The organism is Stenotrophomonas sp. Br8, assembly GCF_014763005.1.
GTDB lineage: Bacteria > Pseudomonadota > Gammaproteobacteria > Xanthomonadales > Xanthomonadaceae > Stenotrophomonas > Stenotrophomonas lactitubi.
In genome coordinates this window covers 151,415-167,709 of the sequence record NZ_JACGTN010000009.1, presented here as the reverse complement: position 1 = coordinate 167,709, position 16,295 = coordinate 151,415, and the positions used below count along the sequence as shown (strand labels likewise).

The 16,295-nt window shown below is 67.4% G+C and carries 13 protein-coding genes; 5 read left to right on the top strand and 8 right to left on the bottom strand.

Annotation, left to right across the window (positions count from 1 at the left end; genetic code table 11):
- Positions 1–3: 3 nt before the first annotated feature.
- Complete coding sequence (locus tag H3005_RS10725; protein WP_191078148.1) at positions 4–576, bottom strand: cytochrome b; 573 nt, start codon at positions 574–576, stop codon at positions 4–6.
- Positions 573–1,217, bottom strand: coding sequence for a YceI family protein (locus tag H3005_RS10720; RefSeq protein WP_100553248.1), 645 nt, complete (start codon positions 1,215–1,217; stop codon positions 573–575). Before H3005_RS10720 ends, H3005_RS10725 begins: the two co-directional genes overlap by 4 nt.
- Before the next feature lie 165 nt (positions 1,218–1,382).
- Between H3005_RS10720 and H3005_RS10715 the strand changes: the two genes are divergently transcribed.
- Both H3005_RS10715 and H3005_RS10710 read left to right on the top strand, forming a co-directional pair.
- Positions 1,383–4,928, top strand: coding sequence for an ATP-binding protein (locus tag H3005_RS10715; RefSeq protein WP_191078147.1), 3,546 nt, complete (start codon positions 1,383–1,385; stop codon positions 4,926–4,928).
- Between the two features lie 96 nt (positions 4,929–5,024).
- On the top strand, positions 5,025–8,555 hold the full coding sequence (locus tag H3005_RS10710) for a hybrid sensor histidine kinase/response regulator (protein WP_191078146.1): 3,531 nt from the start codon (positions 5,025–5,027) through the stop codon (positions 8,553–8,555).
- Positions 8,556–9,110: 555 nt separating this feature from the next.
- Here the strand turns inward: H3005_RS10710 and mdtD are convergent.
- The 5 genes from mdtD to H3005_RS10685 all read right to left on the bottom strand — a co-directional run bounded on the left by mdtD (position 9,111) and on the right by H3005_RS10685 (position 13,736).
- Positions 9,111–10,520 (bottom strand): multidrug transporter subunit MdtD, encoded by a 1,410-nt coding sequence (gene mdtD, locus H3005_RS10705; RefSeq protein ID WP_100460053.1) that lies wholly within the window; start codon positions 10,518–10,520, stop codon positions 9,111–9,113.
- A gap of 91 nt (positions 10,521–10,611) precedes the next feature.
- Positions 10,612–11,694 (bottom strand): uroporphyrinogen decarboxylase, encoded by a 1,083-nt coding sequence (gene hemE / locus H3005_RS10700; RefSeq protein ID WP_032951968.1) that lies wholly within the window; start codon positions 11,692–11,694, stop codon positions 10,612–10,614.
- Between the two features lie 28 nt (positions 11,695–11,722).
- Positions 11,723–11,962, bottom strand: a complete 240-nt coding sequence (locus H3005_RS10695; protein WP_099818886.1) for a WGR domain-containing protein — start codon at positions 11,960–11,962, stop codon at positions 11,723–11,725.
- Between the two features lie 122 nt (positions 11,963–12,084).
- Entirely contained in the window at positions 12,085–13,197 is a 1,113-nt protein-coding gene (gene aroB, locus H3005_RS10690; RefSeq protein WP_191078145.1) for a 3-dehydroquinate synthase, read from the bottom strand.
- Positions 13,194–13,736, bottom strand: a complete 543-nt coding sequence (locus H3005_RS10685) for a shikimate kinase (protein ID WP_191078144.1) — start codon at positions 13,734–13,736, stop codon at positions 13,194–13,196. The genes aroB and H3005_RS10685 overlap by 4 nt, the downstream gene beginning before the upstream one ends.
- A 98-nt stretch (positions 13,737–13,834) precedes the next feature.
- Between H3005_RS10685 and H3005_RS10680 the strand changes: the two genes are divergently transcribed.
- Positions 13,835–14,038 (top strand): dodecin family protein, encoded by a 204-nt coding sequence (locus tag H3005_RS10680; protein WP_049465447.1) that lies wholly within the window; start codon positions 13,835–13,837, stop codon positions 14,036–14,038.
- Positions 14,039–14,044: 6 nt separating this feature from the next.
- Here the strand turns inward: H3005_RS10680 and H3005_RS10675 are convergent, their stop codons facing one another.
- Positions 14,045–14,872, bottom strand: a complete 828-nt coding sequence (locus H3005_RS10675) for a kinase (RefSeq protein WP_100553242.1) — start codon at positions 14,870–14,872, stop codon at positions 14,045–14,047.
- Between the two features lie 40 nt (positions 14,873–14,912).
- On the opposite strand from H3005_RS10675, the gene pdxH reads away from it, so the two are divergent.
- Both pdxH and H3005_RS10665 read left to right on the top strand, forming a co-directional pair.
- Entirely contained in the window at positions 14,913–15,512 is a 600-nt protein-coding gene (pdxH, locus tag H3005_RS10670; protein WP_089236475.1) for a pyridoxamine 5'-phosphate oxidase, read from the top strand.
- Positions 15,513–15,699: 187 nt separating this feature from the next.
- Positions 15,700–16,161, top strand: a complete 462-nt coding sequence (locus H3005_RS10665) for a DoxX family protein (RefSeq protein WP_191078143.1) — start codon at positions 15,700–15,702, stop codon at positions 16,159–16,161.
- The last annotated feature ends 134 nt before the right edge of the window (positions 16,162–16,295 follow it).

The following is a 16,295-nucleotide window of genomic DNA, read 5'->3' as shown; positions in this document are numbered from 1 at the left end:
CGGTCAGTCCTTCTGGGGAGAGGCGAGCCAGCCACGCGGCAACATCCGGGACAGGGTGGCATCGCGCTGGAACAGGTGGTGGTAGAAGGCAGCACCGGCATGGGCCAGTACCACCGCGATCAACAGCCAGAAGCCGTATTCGTGCAGGGCATGGGAAACCGCCACGACCTGCGGGTCCGGTCCGCTGAGCTTGGGCACTTCGACCAGACCGAGCCAGCGGAACGGACGCAGGCCGCTGGCCGAGTCGTATATCCAGCCCGACAACGGGATGGCGAACATCAGCACATACAGCAGCACATGGGTGGCGCTGGCGATGCGCTCCTGCCAGCTCGGCACGCCCGGTACCGGCTTGGGGGCACCGGCATACAGGCGCCAGCCCAGGCGCAGCACCACCAGTGCCAGCACGGTGATGCCGATCGACTTGTGCGCGGTATAGACCCAGAAGTACTTGGGCGTCTTCGGCAGCTCGCCCATGGTCAGGCCGACGATGCCCAGGGCGAGAATCAGCAATGCGATCAGCCAGTGCAGGGTCTGGCTGACACTCCCCCAGGCGGCGGGGGTGTTCTTGGCGGTCATGAAGGGTCCTTGGTGGCCGTCTGGCTGTCGGAGTGGGGTTGGGGCGCGGGAGTTCCCGGAGAATCGCTGCGGTCGAGCGTGGCTTCAGCCTCGATCCGCACCTGCACCGCATCGCCGATCACGCCCGGCCAGGCGGTGATGCCGAAGGCTCGGCGGCTCAGTGTCGTGGTGGCGGAGAACCCTGCAGTACGCCGGAACGGCGGCAGCGGATAGCGTTTGACCTGGTTCAAGGTCACCTCGAGCGTGACTTCCTGGCTGACGCCGCGCAGGGTCAGTGTCCCGGTCACGTGGGCACGTTTCGCGTCGATCGGTTCAACATGGTGGGAAACGAAGCGGGCGGTGGGAAAGCGTTCGCCGTCGAGCAGGCTGCGCGCCAGCGTGGCCTGGTTCCACTTGGCATCGCCAAGGTCCAGTCGTGCTACCGGAATCTCGACGTCCAGTGTCGCATCGCGCCAGTTGTCGCTATCGAACTGCAGCTGGCCCTGGCTTCCGGAGATCGTACCCAGCGCCTGCGAGTAGCCGGCATGGTCGATGGCGAACAGCACCCGGGTGTGTACCGGATCGATGCGGTAGGCATCGTTGCCTGCCCAGGCGGGGGCGACGGCAAGCAGCATCGGCAGCAGGGCCAGGCAGTGGCGCATCGGCGGTGGACTCCGGGAAAAAGACTGTTCGATCATACCCATAGCCCCTGCGCAACGCTGTGTCCACGGCTGCAACAGTTCGTGGTGCCGATGTGGCCGGAAACAGGCTGTTGCAGCGATGGCTGCAGCCCTGTGTGACAATCGGCACAGGACAGGGGGTTCAGGATGACGAGCGGCTGGCGCCGGTGGTGCCAAGGCATTGCAGGAGCAGGTCTGGTGCTGTTGGCGCTTTCCGCTGCAGCTGCGACCTTGGACATGGCCGGCGAAACGCCGCGCCTGCGCCGTTTCGGCGCGGCCGAGGGATTGCCCTCGCGCATGGTGGTCGCGCTGGCAGAAGACCGACAGGGCCGTGTGTGGGCTGCCACCGACGGCGGCCTGGCCCGCTATGACGGTGGTGAACTGCGGGTGTGGCAGCACGACCCGGCACAACCGGATTCGCTGCCCGGCAACGAGATCGAAACCCTGCTGGTCGACCCGCTCGACCGGGTATGGGTCGGCATCAACGGCAAGGGGCTGGCCCGCCTGGATGCCGATCGCGAGCGCTTCAAGACCTTCGATTCCGTCACCGAGGGCTGCCAGGGACAGTTCTGGACGCTGGCCTATGCCGAGGATGCGCTATGGATCGGCAGCAGCAGCCATGGGGTCTGCCGCTTCGGCGAAGACGGCTCGCTGCGCCATTTCCAGCATGATCCGGCGCAGCCCGGCGGACTGCCGAGCGACACCGTTTTCAGCAGCCTGGTCGATGCGCAGGGACGGCTGTGGGTGGGAACCGAAACCGGCGTGGCGCGCTGGAACGGCCATGCCTTCGAAGCCGTGGCGCCGCGCGAACTGGCGGCAGTCAGCGTGCTGCGGCTGAGCCGCGACGCCGATGGCGCAATCTGGGTCGGCACACAGAACGACGGCCTGTACCGTATCGATGCGCAGGATCGGGTAACGCGACCTGCCTGGGCCGACAGCGCCGGTCTGCGTTCGGCACTGGTGCTGCCCGACAGCCGCGGAGGCTACTGGGCGGGAACCTCCGATGGCCTGCTGCGCGGTGACGGCCAGGTGCTGCGCAAGCTGGAAGGCGACCGTGGCAGTGGCTTCCTGACGGGCCATAGTGGCGTGCTCGACCTGCTGCAGGATCATGAAGGAGGGCTGTGGGTCGCGTTGTTGACCCAGGGCCTGGCCTACCTTCCGCCAGACTGGCGGCGTTTTTCGACCTGGTACCAGCTTGATGGCAAACCGCTCGACAGCCAGTACCTGTTGAGCGCCGCCAGTGACGGTCGCAGCTACTACGTTGGCTCTGCTCATGGTGTCTACCAGATCGATGCGCAGGGGACGTTGAGGCTGCTGGCCAGCGACCGCGAGCTCGGCGGTGGCGCGGTGTGGTCGGTGCTGCCACGTCCCGATGGGCGGCTGTGGCTGGGCCGCGCGGGACGCATCAGCGTCTATGACCCGGCCACCCGTGCGCTGCGCGACTGGCGCATCGGCGGCGGCTCCGACCTGCGGCAGCGGATCGATCTGATGCGGCAGGCGCCTGATGGCACGGTCTGGGTGTCGGTGATGAATCTGGGCCTGCAGCAGCGCAGTGCCGAGGGCCGCCTGTTGCGCACTTTCGATGGCGCGACGCTGCGTGGCAACACCGATGCGCCGGTCGAACAGATCCGCTTCGATGCCACGGGGCGGGCCTGGGTGATGGGGGAAATGGGCATCCTGCGCGAGCAGGGTGACCGCTTCGAAGCGGTACCCGGCGTTTCCAGGGGCCCGATCTACGATCTGGTGTGGATCGATCCCCGGCAGATGTGGATCGCACGCCAGGGCGCATTTGAACGCTACCAGTGGGATGGCCTCAGCCTGCGCCTGATCCAGCGCGTCGATGCTGGCGCCGGCGTGCCGCCGGTCAGCATGGGTGGGCTGGCCCTGGCCGCGAACGGGCAGTTGTGGGCGACGACACCGCGTGGCCTGCTGCGCTGGGATCCGAAACAGCGTCGCCTGCAGATATTCAATGAGCGCGATGGCCTGCTCGATGCCGAGTTCACCGGACGCCCGCCGGCGATCGATGCGGATGGCCGGGTGCTGGCCGTTACCCAGACCGGCATGGTGGGCTTCGATCCGAATGCCGCCGACGTCGAACTTCCGCCGTCGCAGCTGGTGATCGCGCAGGTGCGCGTGCGTCGTGATGATGCGCGCGGCTGGCAGCCCTTGCCGACCTCCGGCCTGCTGTTGCTGGGGCCCGATGACCGTGACCTGCAGATCGATGCGCGGCTGTTGTCCTATGCCAACCCGCAGGGCAACCGCTACCGGTTCCGCGTGCAGGGCTACGACCAGAACTGGGTGGAACAGGGCGGGGATGGCCAGCGTACGTTGTCGCGGCTGCCGCCCGGGGCCTATTCGATCGAGGTGCAGGCCGCATCGGCCAGTGGCCCGTGGACACCCTCGCAGCAGCTGCACATCAAGGTGTTGCCGCCCTGGTGGCGCAGCGGCATGGCGATCTTCGGCTACGTGATGCTGGGCTCGCTGTTGCTGTTGGCGCTGCTGTGGTCGATCCGCAGGCGGCTGCGGCGGCGCCAGCAGTGGCAGTTGACGGTGCACAAGCAGCAGATCGCCGAGCAGGCATCGCAGGCCAAGAGCCGCTTCCTGGCGACCCTGGGCCACGAAGTGCGCACGCCGATGACCGGCGTACTAGGCATGAGCGAACTGCTGCTGGCCACCGAACTGGACCCGGTGCAGCGCAGCTATGCAGGCTCGATCCAGCAGGCCGGCAGCCATCTGCTGCGGCTGGTCAATGATGCGCTGGACCTGGCACGGATCGAGGCCGGCCGGCTTGAACTGGACATCCGGCCGTTCGACCTGGGCGGACTGCTGGACCAGGTGCAGGCGTTGATGCAGCCGATGGCACAACAGCGCAGGCTGGATTTCCAGCGCGGGGATGCACTGCCTGGCCCGTTCTGCGTCAGTGGTGATGAGATGCGCGTCCGCCAGATCCTGCTGAACCTGCTGGGCAACGCGATCAAGTTCACCGAGCGCGGCCATGTCGGTCTGGCGGCGCGTCTGGACGAGGACGGTGGCGCGGTGACCTTTGAAGTCAGCGACAGCGGGCCGGGCATCAATGCCGAACAGCAGCAGCGCCTGTTCCACCGCTTCGAACAGGCCGATGGCCCGCGCACCGCCTCGCGCTATGGCGGCAGCGGGCTGGGCCTGGCGATCTGCCAGGAGCTGGCGGTGGCGATGGGCGGCCGCATCGATGTCGACAGCCAGCCGGGGCGCGGCGCACGTTTCGCAGTGCGGTTGCCGCTGCCATGGAGCCGGCAGCAGGCCTCCAGCCCTGGCGAGGCAGCGTCGCCGACCCTGCCTGCACTGCGCATCCTGCTGGTCGAGGATGATGCAACCGTTGCCGAGGTCATCGCTGGCCTGCTGCGCGGCCGCGGCCATGAGGTGGTGCACGTGCTGCATGGCCTGGGCGCACTGTCGGAGATATCCACCGAGGGATTCGATGTCGGCCTGCTCGACCTCGACCTGCCGGCACTCGATGGCACCGCCATCGCCCGCCAGCTGCGCGCGATGGGCTACGAGCTGCCGTTGGTGGCCGTTACCGCGCGCTCGGATGCCTATGCCGAGACCCAGGTGCTTGCGGCCGGATTCGATGGTTTCCTGCGCAAGCCGGTGACCGGCGATCTGCTGGTGGCGGCGATTGCCCAGGCGCGCAGCAAACGCCAGATCATCAGCTGAGTACGGCATCTTGCGGCGTGAATCCCGCAACTTTCGGTTTACCATGCCGACGCCCACGGCGTGGGCATCATCAACAGCAGCGTGAGGAGGCCATCGGTGGTGTATCTGCGGGCAGTGACGCTGCTGATGCTGCTGCTGTGCTGCCTGGCGCCCGCTGCCGCGCAGCCGGTGCCACCTTCGCCGCGGCAGGTCACGGTGTTCGATGGGTTGCCGTCCAACACCGTCAACCGCATGGCCGAAGACCGCTACGGCTACCTGTGGATTGCCACCAACGATGGCCTGGCCCGCTACGACGGGCGCAACTACCGCATCTGGCGTTCCGAAGACGGCCTGCGCGACAACCGCATCTGGAGCGTGCTGGTCGATGCCCGCAACGAGTTGTGGATCGGCACTGAAAATGCCGGCCTGGTGCGGATGTCGGCCGATCGCCGGCAGCTGCGCTTCTACGACCGCAGCAGCCAGCCGCTGATGGGCAGCAACACGGTCTGGAGCCTGGCTGCAACGCCGGATGGCGCGATCTGGTTCGGCACCCACGAAGGCGGCCTGTACCGGCTGGACAGCAATGATCGCCTGCAGCGGTTCCTGCCCGAAGCGAACAACCCGCGCAGTGTCCCGGCCGCGTCGGTGCCGTACCTGGCCACGCTTGCCGATGGCAGCCTGTGGGTCGGCACCAAGCATGGCGTGGCGCGCTGGACCGGCACCGATTTCGAACGCATCGGCGGCGACCTGGTGCCCAGCCTGCTGATCAATGGACTGACCGCAGAACCGGACGGCAGCCTCTGGATCAGCACGCTGGCCGGGGCCACGGTGCGCCGCCCGGATGGCCGTTTCGAATCCGTTCCCTGGACATTGCCGGCCGGCGACCAGGTGCTGGGCATGATGCTGCGCGACGAGCAGGGTGGGCACTGGCTGGATACGCGCAGCGGCCTGGGCCGGGGCATCGATGGACGGTACCAGACAGTGCCGCTTTACAGCGCCATCGCTCGTGGCCTGGTGCGGCCGAACTGGACCGGCGCCTATGAGGATCGCGAAGGCGGCATCTGGCTGGCCAGCACCAATGCCGGCCTGTGGCATCTGCTGCCGCGCTGGTGGCAGTTCTCGGTGTTCTCGCGGCTGGAGGATGATCCGTCCTCGCTGCGCAATTCCTATGTGCTGGGTACCAGCCCCTCCAGCAATGGCGGCGTGTGGACCGTCGGCAGCCATGGCGCGCTGGACCGTTTCAATCCGCGCACGGGCGTGATCGAGCAGCACCGCACTTTCGTCAATGGCATGCACTGGCTGACGTCGGTGCGCGAAGACCGGCAGGGACGGGTGTGGGTGGGTTCGACCGACGCCTTGATGCGCTACGACCCGCGCCGGGGCGAGCTGCGGCGCTGGGGCCGGGATGCCGGTGCCGACGCGACCATGGAAGGCAACATCGAGGCGATGATGACCTGTGATGGTGACAGCCTGTGGTTGATGCTGGCAGCGGGCCTGCAGCAGCGTGACCTGGATGGGCATGTGCGCCGGCAGCTGGACAACGGTCAGGATGGTCTGCAGGCCGGCCAGCTCAATCTTGACGTGGAATGCGGCCCGCAGGACCGGATCTGGCTGGCCAGCAGCCGTGGCCTGCTGCAGTGGCAACCGGATGCGCAGCGCTTCCAGCCGGTGCCGGGTGCGCCGGCCACGGCAGTGTATGCCCTGCACGTCGGCAAGGATGGGCAGATCTGGTTGTCCGAGGATGGCCGCCTGTCGCGGTATCTCTGGAGCCAGGGCAGGTTGGAACGGCAGGCGGTGGTGGGCACGGAGCAGGGCTATCCGGCGATTTCCGCCACTGGGCTGGTCGTTGACGCACAGGGCGTGGCGTGGGCCACCAGTGCCCGCGGCCTGGTGCGGGTCAGTGCCGATGGCGAGAGCGTACGCCTGTATGGGGTGCACGATGGGCTTCCCAGCCAGGAGTTCCGCGAACACACCCTGATTGCCTCCGCCGCTGGGCGCATGGTGGCGGGTACCCCCGCCGGTGTGGTGGTGTTCGATCCCGAGCAGGTGCGGCCTTCCACCCGGCGTGCGCCGCTGGTGATCGAGCGGGTGGAGGTGCGCCGCAACGAACAGTTGCTGGACCTGACCCATGACACGCCGCTGCAGATCGCCGATGGCGACCGCGACCTGCGTATCGTCGCGCGCCTGCTGTCCTTCGCCGATTCGGCCTCCAACACCTACCGCTACCGGTTGGCCGGCTATGACCCTGATTGGGTCGAGGTGGGCCCGGCAGGCGAGCGCCTGTTCTCGCGCCTGCCACCCGGGGCCTACCGGCTGGAAGTGCAGGCGCGCTCGGCCGACCACGTGTGGTCGCGGGTGCAGACCCTGGAATTCCACGTGCAGCCGCCATGGTGGCGCAGCTTGTCCGGGCTGCTGGTGCTGGCCTCGATTGCGTTGCTGCTGACCAGCTGGTTCGCCTGGTTGTACCGGCGCCGGCTGCAGCGCCAGCACGCCTACCAGCTCGCTCTGCACAAGCAGGACCTGGCCGAACACGCCTCGGCGGCCAAGACCCGGTTCCTCGCCAATCTCGGCCATGAAATCCGCACGCCGATGACCGGCGTGCTGGGCATGAGTGAGCTGTTGCTGGCCTCGCCGCTGGATCCGCAGCAGCGCGGCTATACCCAGTCGATCCGGCACGCCGGTGAGCACCTGCTGCATCTGGTCAACGATGCGCTGGATCTGGCGCGGATCGAATCGGGGCGCCTGGAACTGCAATCCAATGCGTTCGGTCTCAATCGTCTGCTGCAGGATCTGGCCGCGCTGATGGGACCGCTGGCTGCGCAGAAGGGCCTGCGGTTCATCCTCGACAACCAGTTGCCGGCAGGGCTGCAAGCGACCGGCGATGCGATGCGGGTGCGACAGATCCTGCTCAACCTGCTCTCCAACGCGGTCAAGTTCACCAGCCGCGGCAGCATCACCCTGCACGCGCGCTGCGAGGAAGGGCCGCGTGGGCTGTATTTCGAGGTGCGCGACACCGGCCCGGGCATCAGCCAGGAGCAGCAGCAACGGTTGTTCCGGCGTTTCGAACAGGCTGATGGCGCGCGCACGGCCGCGCAGTACGGTGGCAGCGGTCTGGGCCTGGCGATCTGCCGCGAGCTGGCACTGGCCATGCAGGGCCGGATCCGCGTGGAAAGCCAGCTGGGCAGCGGTACCTGCTTCGGTGTCAGCCTGCCACTGCCGCTGCAACAGGGTGCGGCCAGCGACGGAGGTGCCGACAGTGATGCCGCTGCTGCCGCGGTCAACATGCCACCGCTGCGGGTGTTGCTGGTGGAGGACGATGCGACCGTGGCCGATGTGATGTGTGGCCTGCTCGCGACCCGTGGCCATGAGGTGGTCCACGCCGCCCACGCGCTGGCCGCACTGCGTGAGATCAGCGCAGGTGATTTCGATGTCGGCCTGCTTGATCTGGATCTTCCGGGCCTGAGCGGTTTCGAACTCGCCCAGCACCTGCGCAACCAGGGCTACACGCTGCCGCTGCTGGCAGTGACCGCACGTACCGACCCCGATCTGCAGCAGCAGGTGGAAGCGGCCGGCATCGGTGGTTTCCTGCGCAAGCCGGTGACCGGTGAGCTGCTGGTGGAAGCGATCGCCCGCGTGCTGGGGCGGTAGGGGTTCGGCAGGGCTGCGCCCTGCACCTGCAGAGGCAACAGCAACGGCCGAAGCAACAGCAACAGCTGGCTATCCGTGGGATGGCGGGGTGGGTCCGGTTGCGGGGGACGCTGCAAGTACGTCCATGTAAGCTCGGTCGCGCCATCCATGGCGCTCACGCCCCCGCAACCGGACCCACCCCGCCTTCGACAGATTTCCGCGATCTGTCGGAACGGCGTTCTGTGTTGCTGTTGGTGGGTGTCGACCTTGGTCGACACTGTAGATCCACGCCATGCGTGGATGCTGTTCGTTCAATTGTCGAAATATTCGATCTCGATGGACATGGATTCACGCATGGCGTGGATCCATCAGCCACCGGAAATCTGTCGAAGGTGGGGCGGTGTCGGATTGCGGGGTGTCCGCGGCATGGATGCCGCGGCCAAGCCTACAGGGACGTACTTGCGGCGTCCCCGCAATCCGACACCGCCCCGCCATCCCACGGATAGCCCGCTGTTGCCGTTGCTGTTGCTTGCGCAGTGGCCTCTGCAGGTGCAGGGCGCAGCCCTGCCGAACCCACTACTCCGCTACGTGCTCGACCTCGCGCGGTTCGGGCTTGGTGTCGGGCAGCTGCCAGAAGATCAGCGTCGAGGTCAGGGTGATCGCACCCACGCACAGGAACGTGGCATGCAGCGCAGCCGTCGCGCCGTGGCCTTCCAGCTGCGTGCCGAACGCGGCCAGCAGGCTGCCTGCAGCTGCCGCACCGAAGCCGGCGGCGAGCATCATCACCATCGACAGCAGGCTGTTGCCGGAACTGGCGAACTCGCGATCCAGGTCGCGCAGGGTGACAGTGTTCATCACGGTGAACTGCAGCGAATTGACCGCACCGAAGAACGCGAGCTGCAGCAGGCGCACGCTCAGGTGCTGGCCCGGTGTCATCAGGATGAAGCTGGCCATCGCCAGGCCGACCAGCACGGTGTTGGTCATCAGTACCCGGCGATAGCCGTAGCGTTCGACCAGCTTCACCGCCAGCTTCTTCGACACCATGCCCGCGGCCGCCACCGGCACCATCATCAGGCCGGCGTTCATCGGCCCCAGGCCAAGGCCGACCTGCAGAAGCAGCGGAATCAGCATCGGCATGGCACTGCTGCCGATGCGCGAGAACAGGTTGCCGAGAATGCCGATGCGATAGCTGGGCACGCGGAACAGCGCCAGCGAAAACAGCGGTGCGGTTGAATTTGCTGCGTGCAGCCAGTAGCCGACCAGCGCAGCCAGGCCGGCCACGGTCATCAGCATCACCAGCGCGTGCGGTGTGCCGAGTCCGGAAATGCCATCCAGCGCCAGCGACAGCACCACCATCGCAAAGGCCAGCATTGCGTAGCCGCGCAGGTCGAAACGGGTTCGATGGCTGGCGTAGTGGTCGGGCATGATCTTCATCGCCGCGATGAAGCCGATGACGCCGATCGGCAGGTTGATCAGGAACACCCAGTGCCACGATGCGATCTCGACCAGCCAGCCGCCCAGGGTCGGGCCGATCAGCGGACCGACCAGCGCGGGGATGGCGATGAAGCTCATCGCACGCAGGAAGTCCTCGCGCGGCACCGAGCGCATCACCGCCAGGCGCCCGACCGGCAGCAGCATCGCGCCACCGATGCCCTGCAGTACGCGTGCAGCCACCAGCTGGTGCAGCTGCTGCGCCATCGCGCAGGCCAGCGAGCCGAGGGTGAACAGGATGATCGCCACCAGGAAGGTGCGACGGGTGCCGTAGCGGTCGGCGATCCAGCCGGAGGCGGGAATGAAGGTGGCCACGGCCAGCGCGTAGCTGAACACCACCGACTGCATCTGCAGGGGGCTTTCGCCGAGGCTGGCCGCCATCGCCGGCAGCGCCGTGTTGACGATGGTCGAGTCCAGCATCTGCATGAAGATCGCCAGCGAGACCAGCCACAGCAGGGGACGCTGGCGGGTGTAGGTCGATGGCGCTGTGGACATGGGGTGTGGCCGGTGCAACGTGGGGGCGCCATGATCGCGCACTGCGGGTCACGGCGCGATCAACATCGCGCCGCGACTGCATGCGGGATGCTCAGCGTTGGCTGTGCGCGTGCACCGCGTCGACCAGCACCTGTACATGGGCCGGGTCCATGTCCGGCGACATGCCGTGGCCGAGGTTGAACACATGGCCCTCGCGCGAACCGCCATTGCCGGCGGCATAGGTGTCGAGTACGCGTGCGGCCGCGGCGGCGATCGCATCGGGCGAGGCATACAACGTGGTCGGGTCCAGATTGCCCTGCAGGGCTACGCGCCCGCCAGTGCGGCGCAGTGCTTCATCCAGGTCCAGCGTCCAGTCCAGGCCGAGCGCATCGGCGCCGGTCTGCGACAGCGCTTCCAGGTGCAGGCCGGTGCCCTTGCCGAACAGGATCAGCGGCGTGCGCTCGCTGCCTTCGCCGCGCTCCAGGCCTTCGGCGATGCGCTGCAGATAGCGCAGCGAGAACTCGCGGTACATTGCTGGCGACAGAACGCCACCCCAGGTGTCGAACACCTGCAGGGCCTGCGCACCGGCGGCGCGCTGCGCGCCGAGATAGGCGATCACCGCGTCGGTGGTTACTTCCAGCAGACGGTGCAGGGCCTGCGGATGATTCAGCGCCATCGCCTTGATGCGCGCGAAATCCTTGCTGCCGCCGCCTTCGACCATGTAACAGGCCAGTGTCCACGGGCTGCCGGAAAAACCGATCAGCGGCACCTGGCCGTCCAGCTCGCGGCGGATCAGGCGCACCGCGTCCATCACGTAGCCCAGGTCCTGTTCCATGTCCGGTACCGCCAGCCTGGCGATGGCCGCTTCATCGCGCACGGGGTGACGGAACTTCGGGCCTTCGCCTTCGACGAAGTACAGCTCCAGGCCCATTGCATCGGGAATGGTGAGGATGTCCGAGAACAGGATGGCCGCGTCCAGCGGGAAGCGGCGCAGCGGCTGCAGGGTGACTTCGCAGGCGATCTCCGGGTTCTTGGCCATGGCCAGGAAGCTGCCTGCCTTGGCCCGGGTGGCGCGATATTCCGGCAGATAGCGGCCGGCCTGGCGCATCAGCCAGACGGGGGTGCAGTCCACCGGTTCGCGGCGCAGGGCGCGCAGCAGGCGATCGTTGCGGAGAGGGCTGGTCACAGTGGGCATTCCTTGGGCGAAAAGGGCAGCGGCGCAGTCAGTCGCCGTGCGAAAGAATCTGGAAGCCCCGATGCAGTTCTGCATCGCGGGCCTTCTCGTAGGCGTGGCGGGCTTCGTCGGCCTTGAGGTACAGCTCGCGCCGCAGCTGCGAGCGGGCGCCGACGCGGCCGGATTCGCGCAGCAGCTCCCAGCCGCCGAACAGGTCCGGGACCAGGGTCAGGCGCAGGAAGCGCGGTGCCTGGGCACCGTCGGCGGGTTGTTGCAGGTGGACGTGCATGGCGTCGATTGTAGCGGGGGTGGTGTGACCCCTGCCGCAACGCGGTAGTGCTGGCCGCTGGCCGGCAACCTCATGAAACCTCCCCGGTAGCGCCGGGCCATGCCCGGCGAACGCGGAAGCGGTCAGCCTTCGCCCAGTACCTTCAGTACCGCCGCTTCATCCACATCCGGCACCACTTCGGCACGGCCCATGCCGCGCCACAGCACCAGGCGCAGGCGGCCGGCCACGTTCTTCTTGTCCAGGCGCATGCGGCCGAGCAGGGCCTGAGGGTCCAGTCCGGCGGGGATTGCCACCGGCAGGCCCAACTGCTCCAGCAGGGCTTGCAGGCGCGCACGGTCGGCGTCGTCGGCCAGGCCCAGGTGGGTGGAGAGGCGGGCCGCCAGCACCATGCCCACCGCCACGGCTTCACCGTGGTTCAGCGCATCGCGCCCCGGTGCGGAGTAGCCCTGTTCGGTTTCGATGGCGTGGCCGAAGGTGTGGCCGAGGTTGAGCAGGGCGCGTTCGCCCTTCTCGAAGGGATCGCGCTCGACGATCGCCGCCTTGTGCCGGCAACTGCGGGCGATGGCCTCGGCGATCGCGGCATCTTCGCCGGCCGCCAGTGCGTCGGCATGCTGCTGCAGCCATTCGAAGAACACCGCATCACCCAGTGCACCGTACTTCACTACTTCGGCCAGGCCGGCGCGCAGTTCACGCGGCGGCAGGGTGGCCAGCACGCGGGTATCGGCGATCACCGCACGCGGCGGATGGAACGCGCCGACCAGATTCTTGCCGGCCGGGATATCCACGGCGGTCTTGCCGCCCACCGAGGAGTCGACCATCGCCAGCAGCGTGGTCGGCAGCTGCACGCAGTCGACGCCGCGCATCCAGCAGGCCGCGGCAAAGCCGGCAAGGTCGCCGACCACACCGCCGCCGAGGGCGAACACGCAGGCATCGCGGGTTGCGCCGAGCGCAGCCAGCGCCTCGATGACCGAGCCGAACTCGGCCAGGGTCTTGGAGGCTTCGCCGGCAGCGAGCACGTGCTCACCCACGATCAGGTCCGGGCGTGCGGCCAGCAGGGTCTGCCTGACGGCATCCAGATAGCGCGGCGCAACCTCGCTGTCGCTGACCAGCAGCACATGGCGGCCGCGTACATGGTTGGCCAGCGCGGAACCTTCGGCCTGGGCGCCGGCGCCAATGGTGATGGAGTAGGGGCGGTCGCCGCCAACGGCGACCTGCAGCAGGGTAGGGGAAGTCATGCAGTGGGGTCCTGTCGCTGCCAGTGCGTGGCCAGCTTGAGCACAAGCTGGGCGGTCGCATCGGCTGCGGTAAACGGGTCGGTATCGAGGGTGACATCGGCCAGGTCGCGATACAGCGGGTCGCGATGCGCGGCCAGATCCTGCAGTACCTGTTCGCGGTCCGGCCGCTGCAGCAGGGGGCGCGCCTTGTCGCGTGACAGGCGCTCCAGCTGGGCGGCGACGCTGACCCGCAGGTAGACGACAAAGCCACGCCGGGCGATCAGGGCGCGATTGTCCGGATCGAGCACGGCACCGCCGCCGGTGGACACCAGCTGGCCACGGCCGGCCAGCACCTGCGCCAGCGCCTCACGCTCATGGGCGCGGAAGCCGGCTTCGCCGGAATGTTCAAAGATCGTGGGGATGCTGGCCCCGGTCGCATCGACGATGGCCTGGTCGACGTCGACGAAGTCCAGCGTGAAGCGCTCGGCGAGGCGGCGGCCGATGCAGGTTTTACCGGCGCCCATCGGGCCGATCAGGATCAGGTTCGGAGCGGGATTCATGCCCTCTGATGCTAACACCTCCGTGCCTTGGCCTTTACGTTCTTCACGTCAGGGTGGAGGTTCCTGCGGGGTTTCCCGCGCCTGACGGAGTACCTGCCATGTCGGTTGCCAAGGTCATCGAAATCAATGCGTCCTCGCCCAAGAGCGTGGAGGACGCAGTGCGCAGCGGATTGAAGAAGGTGTCCGGGACGGTCAAGGGCATCCAGGGCGCCTGGATCAACGAGACCAAGGTGGTCACCGACGGCAACGGTGAGATCACCGAATGGCGGGTGAACCTGCGGATCACCTTCCTCGTCGAGTGAGCCTGCTCAGCGCAGCGCCTGCACTTGGCGCTGCGCATCCAGCACCAGCATCCGGTCGGCAATGGCCGGCAGCGCACGCAATGCCTGCCGGCTGACCCGCTCGTAGTACTGCACGAAGCGCTCCAGCTGCGGCCGGCTCATGCCGTGCCGGCCGGGCTGGGCCGCCTGCAGGTTCTGCTCCTGCTGCCAGCGCCAACGCGGCACCACCGAGAAATCCGGGGGCTGCAGGAACCACAGACGGTCGCAGCGCTGCCACAGCGCCGGATAGTCGCGGGCCAGCGCCTGGTTGCACCAGCGCCGCCAGCGGCCATCGGCATCGGCCTCGCGCTCGAGTGCGTTGAGGGGAGGGTCCAGTTCGGAAGCGTCCTGCGCCGGAGTGCCGAGGAACCAGCCCTCGAACACCAGCAGGTCCAGCGGCTTTTCGAGCTGCGGCCACTGCGCTTCGGGCAGGCGCTCGTCGGCCAGTTTGTCGAATCGGGGCAGGGCCAGCGGCTGTCGTGCGGCCACTGCATCCAGTACCGCATGCGCCAGCGGCAGGTCGTGGGTGCCCGGCGGGCCACGGGTGATCAACAAGGGATGTACCTGACGCGCCAGGCGCTGGCGCTGCGCGCGGGTCAGGTAGACATCGTCGATGGAGAGCGTTGCGGCGTTCAGGCCACGGGCATGGGCACGGGCGACCACCTGCGCGGCCAGCGTCGATTTGCCGCTCCCCTGCAGGCCGCTGATCGCCAATACTGGAACGGCTGTGCTGCTGCCCAGCGCGTCATCCAGCGCCTGCTCGACCACTGTTTCGGGGAATCCTTTCACCTGGGGCATGTACGCAGCAGCGACCATGCCGCCACAATAGCCCAAACCGTGTGAGAAGAACGCTGTCATGAGCGACCTGTACGCCGAAGCCCTGTCGACCTTTGCCGCCCTGTTTGAAGAAGCGAAACAGAGCCGTGAGGTGGAGCCCAATGCGATGACCGTGGCCACTGCCGATACGCAGGGCCGGCCGTCGGCGCGAACTGTGTTGCTGAAGGCGTTCGACGAGCGCGGCTTCGTGTTCTACACCCATCTGGACAGCCACAAGGGCGCCGAACTGCAGGCCAATCCGCAGGCGGCGCTGCTGTTCCTGTGGCGCAGCCTGCGCGAGGCTGGCATCCAGGTGCGCATCGAGGGGAGCGTGGAGCAGGTGGCCGATGCCGAAGCCGATGCCTATTTTGCCAGCCGTCCGCGCATGAGCCAGATCGGCGCGTGGGCGTCGCTGCAGTCGAAGACGTTGAACACGCGCGAGGAGTTCGACGCACGCGTGGCGGAGGTCGAGGCACGTTTCGACGGCAAGGACGTGCCGCGTCCGGACGGCTGGAGTGGTCTGCGGGTGGTGCCTGACCGTATCGAATTCTGGTACGGCGCGCAGTTCCGCCTGCACGAGCGCTGGTGCTACGAAGCGGGTGCCGAAGGGCGCTGGAGCAAGCGTCTGCTGTACCCGTAAGGCGTAGTGGTGCTCGTGCTGCTGTAGAGCCGAGCCCACGCTCGGCTGCTCCTTCGAGAGCATCAGCCGAGCATGGGCTCGGCTCTACAAAAATCTGCGTTTGTCGCTAATGGACTGGTCCGCTTCATGCGCGAGCGGGTCGGCGCCGGGCACACTCGCTGCAATACCCTCGACCTGCGAAGTTGCCATGCCGTCCTGGCGTTGCCTGTTTGCCGTGCCTGCACCGCGCCGTGGCGTGGAAGCACTCCTGTTGCTGCTCGCGCGCATCGTGGCAGGTGTGATGTTCTGCGTATCCGGCTGGAACAAGGTGTTCACCGACGCCGGGCGCGAGCGCATGGTGCATACGCTGGTCGACGCGGGTATCCCGTTTCCTGTGTTCAGTGCACCGGTGCTCGGCGGCATTGAATGGATCGCAGGTGGACTGCTTGTACTGGGCCTGCTGAGTCGGCCTTCGGCCCTGCTGCTGGCGGCTATCTGCGCGGTGGCGGCGTTGACCGATGGCATCGCGCGCATTCCGGCCGGGTTGGGCGTGCTGGATTGGTTGAGCTGGTTCTTCTATCTCAGCGAAGTGCCGTTGGGCGTATTGCTGCTATGGATTGCCGCAGTAGGCAGTGGTCGGTTTGCCATCGAAGCGCGCTGGGCACGGTGAGTGCTCCTCGTTCGCGCCCAGCCGGCGCGTCGCCTGTAGCATTTGGTGTGTTCCGGTAGATCCACGCCATGCGTGGATGAGGTGCTTGACGGAAGAGCGGTGCGAACCAGGGTTCGCACCCGCCAAGCATCGGT

What these genes read in the sequence shown, in the direction of transcription:
- mdtD (WP_100460053.1), bottom strand. Translation starts at nt 10,520, where the DNA reads ATGTCCACAGCGCCATCGACCTACACCCGCCAGCGTCCCCTGCTGTGG.
- aroB (WP_191078145.1), bottom strand. Translation starts at nt 13,197, where the DNA reads ATGACTTCCCCTACCCTGCTGCAGGTCGCCGTTGGCGGCGACCGCCCC.
- H3005_RS10685 (WP_191078144.1), bottom strand. Translation starts at nt 13,736, where the DNA reads ATGAATCCCGCTCCGAACCTGATCCTGATCGGCCCGATGGGCGCCGGT.
- hemE (WP_032951968.1), bottom strand. Translation starts at nt 11,694, where the DNA reads ATGCCCACTGTGACCAGCCCTCTCCGCAACGATCGCCTGCTGCGCGCC.
- H3005_RS10695 (WP_099818886.1), bottom strand. Translation starts at nt 11,962, where the DNA reads ATGCACGTCCACCTGCAACAACCCGCCGACGGTGCCCAGGCACCGCGC.
- H3005_RS10680 (WP_049465447.1), top strand. Translation starts at nt 13,835, where the DNA reads ATGTCGGTTGCCAAGGTCATCGAAATCAATGCGTCCTCGCCCAAGAGC.
- H3005_RS10720 (WP_100553248.1), bottom strand. Translation starts at nt 1,217, where the DNA reads ATGCGCCACTGCCTGGCCCTGCTGCCGATGCTGCTTGCCGTCGCCCCC.
- H3005_RS10725 (WP_191078148.1), bottom strand. Translation starts at nt 576, where the DNA reads ATGACCGCCAAGAACACCCCCGCCGCCTGGGGGAGTGTCAGCCAGACC.
- H3005_RS10675 (WP_100553242.1), bottom strand. Translation starts at nt 14,872, where the DNA reads ATGGTCGCTGCTGCGTACATGCCCCAGGTGAAAGGATTCCCCGAAACA.
- H3005_RS10665 (WP_191078143.1), top strand. Translation starts at nt 15,700, where the DNA reads ATGCCGTCCTGGCGTTGCCTGTTTGCCGTGCCTGCACCGCGCCGTGGC.
- pdxH (WP_089236475.1), top strand. Translation starts at nt 14,913, where the DNA reads ATGAGCGACCTGTACGCCGAAGCCCTGTCGACCTTTGCCGCCCTGTTT.
- H3005_RS10715 (WP_191078147.1), top strand. Translation starts at nt 1,383, where the DNA reads ATGACGAGCGGCTGGCGCCGGTGGTGCCAAGGCATTGCAGGAGCAGGT.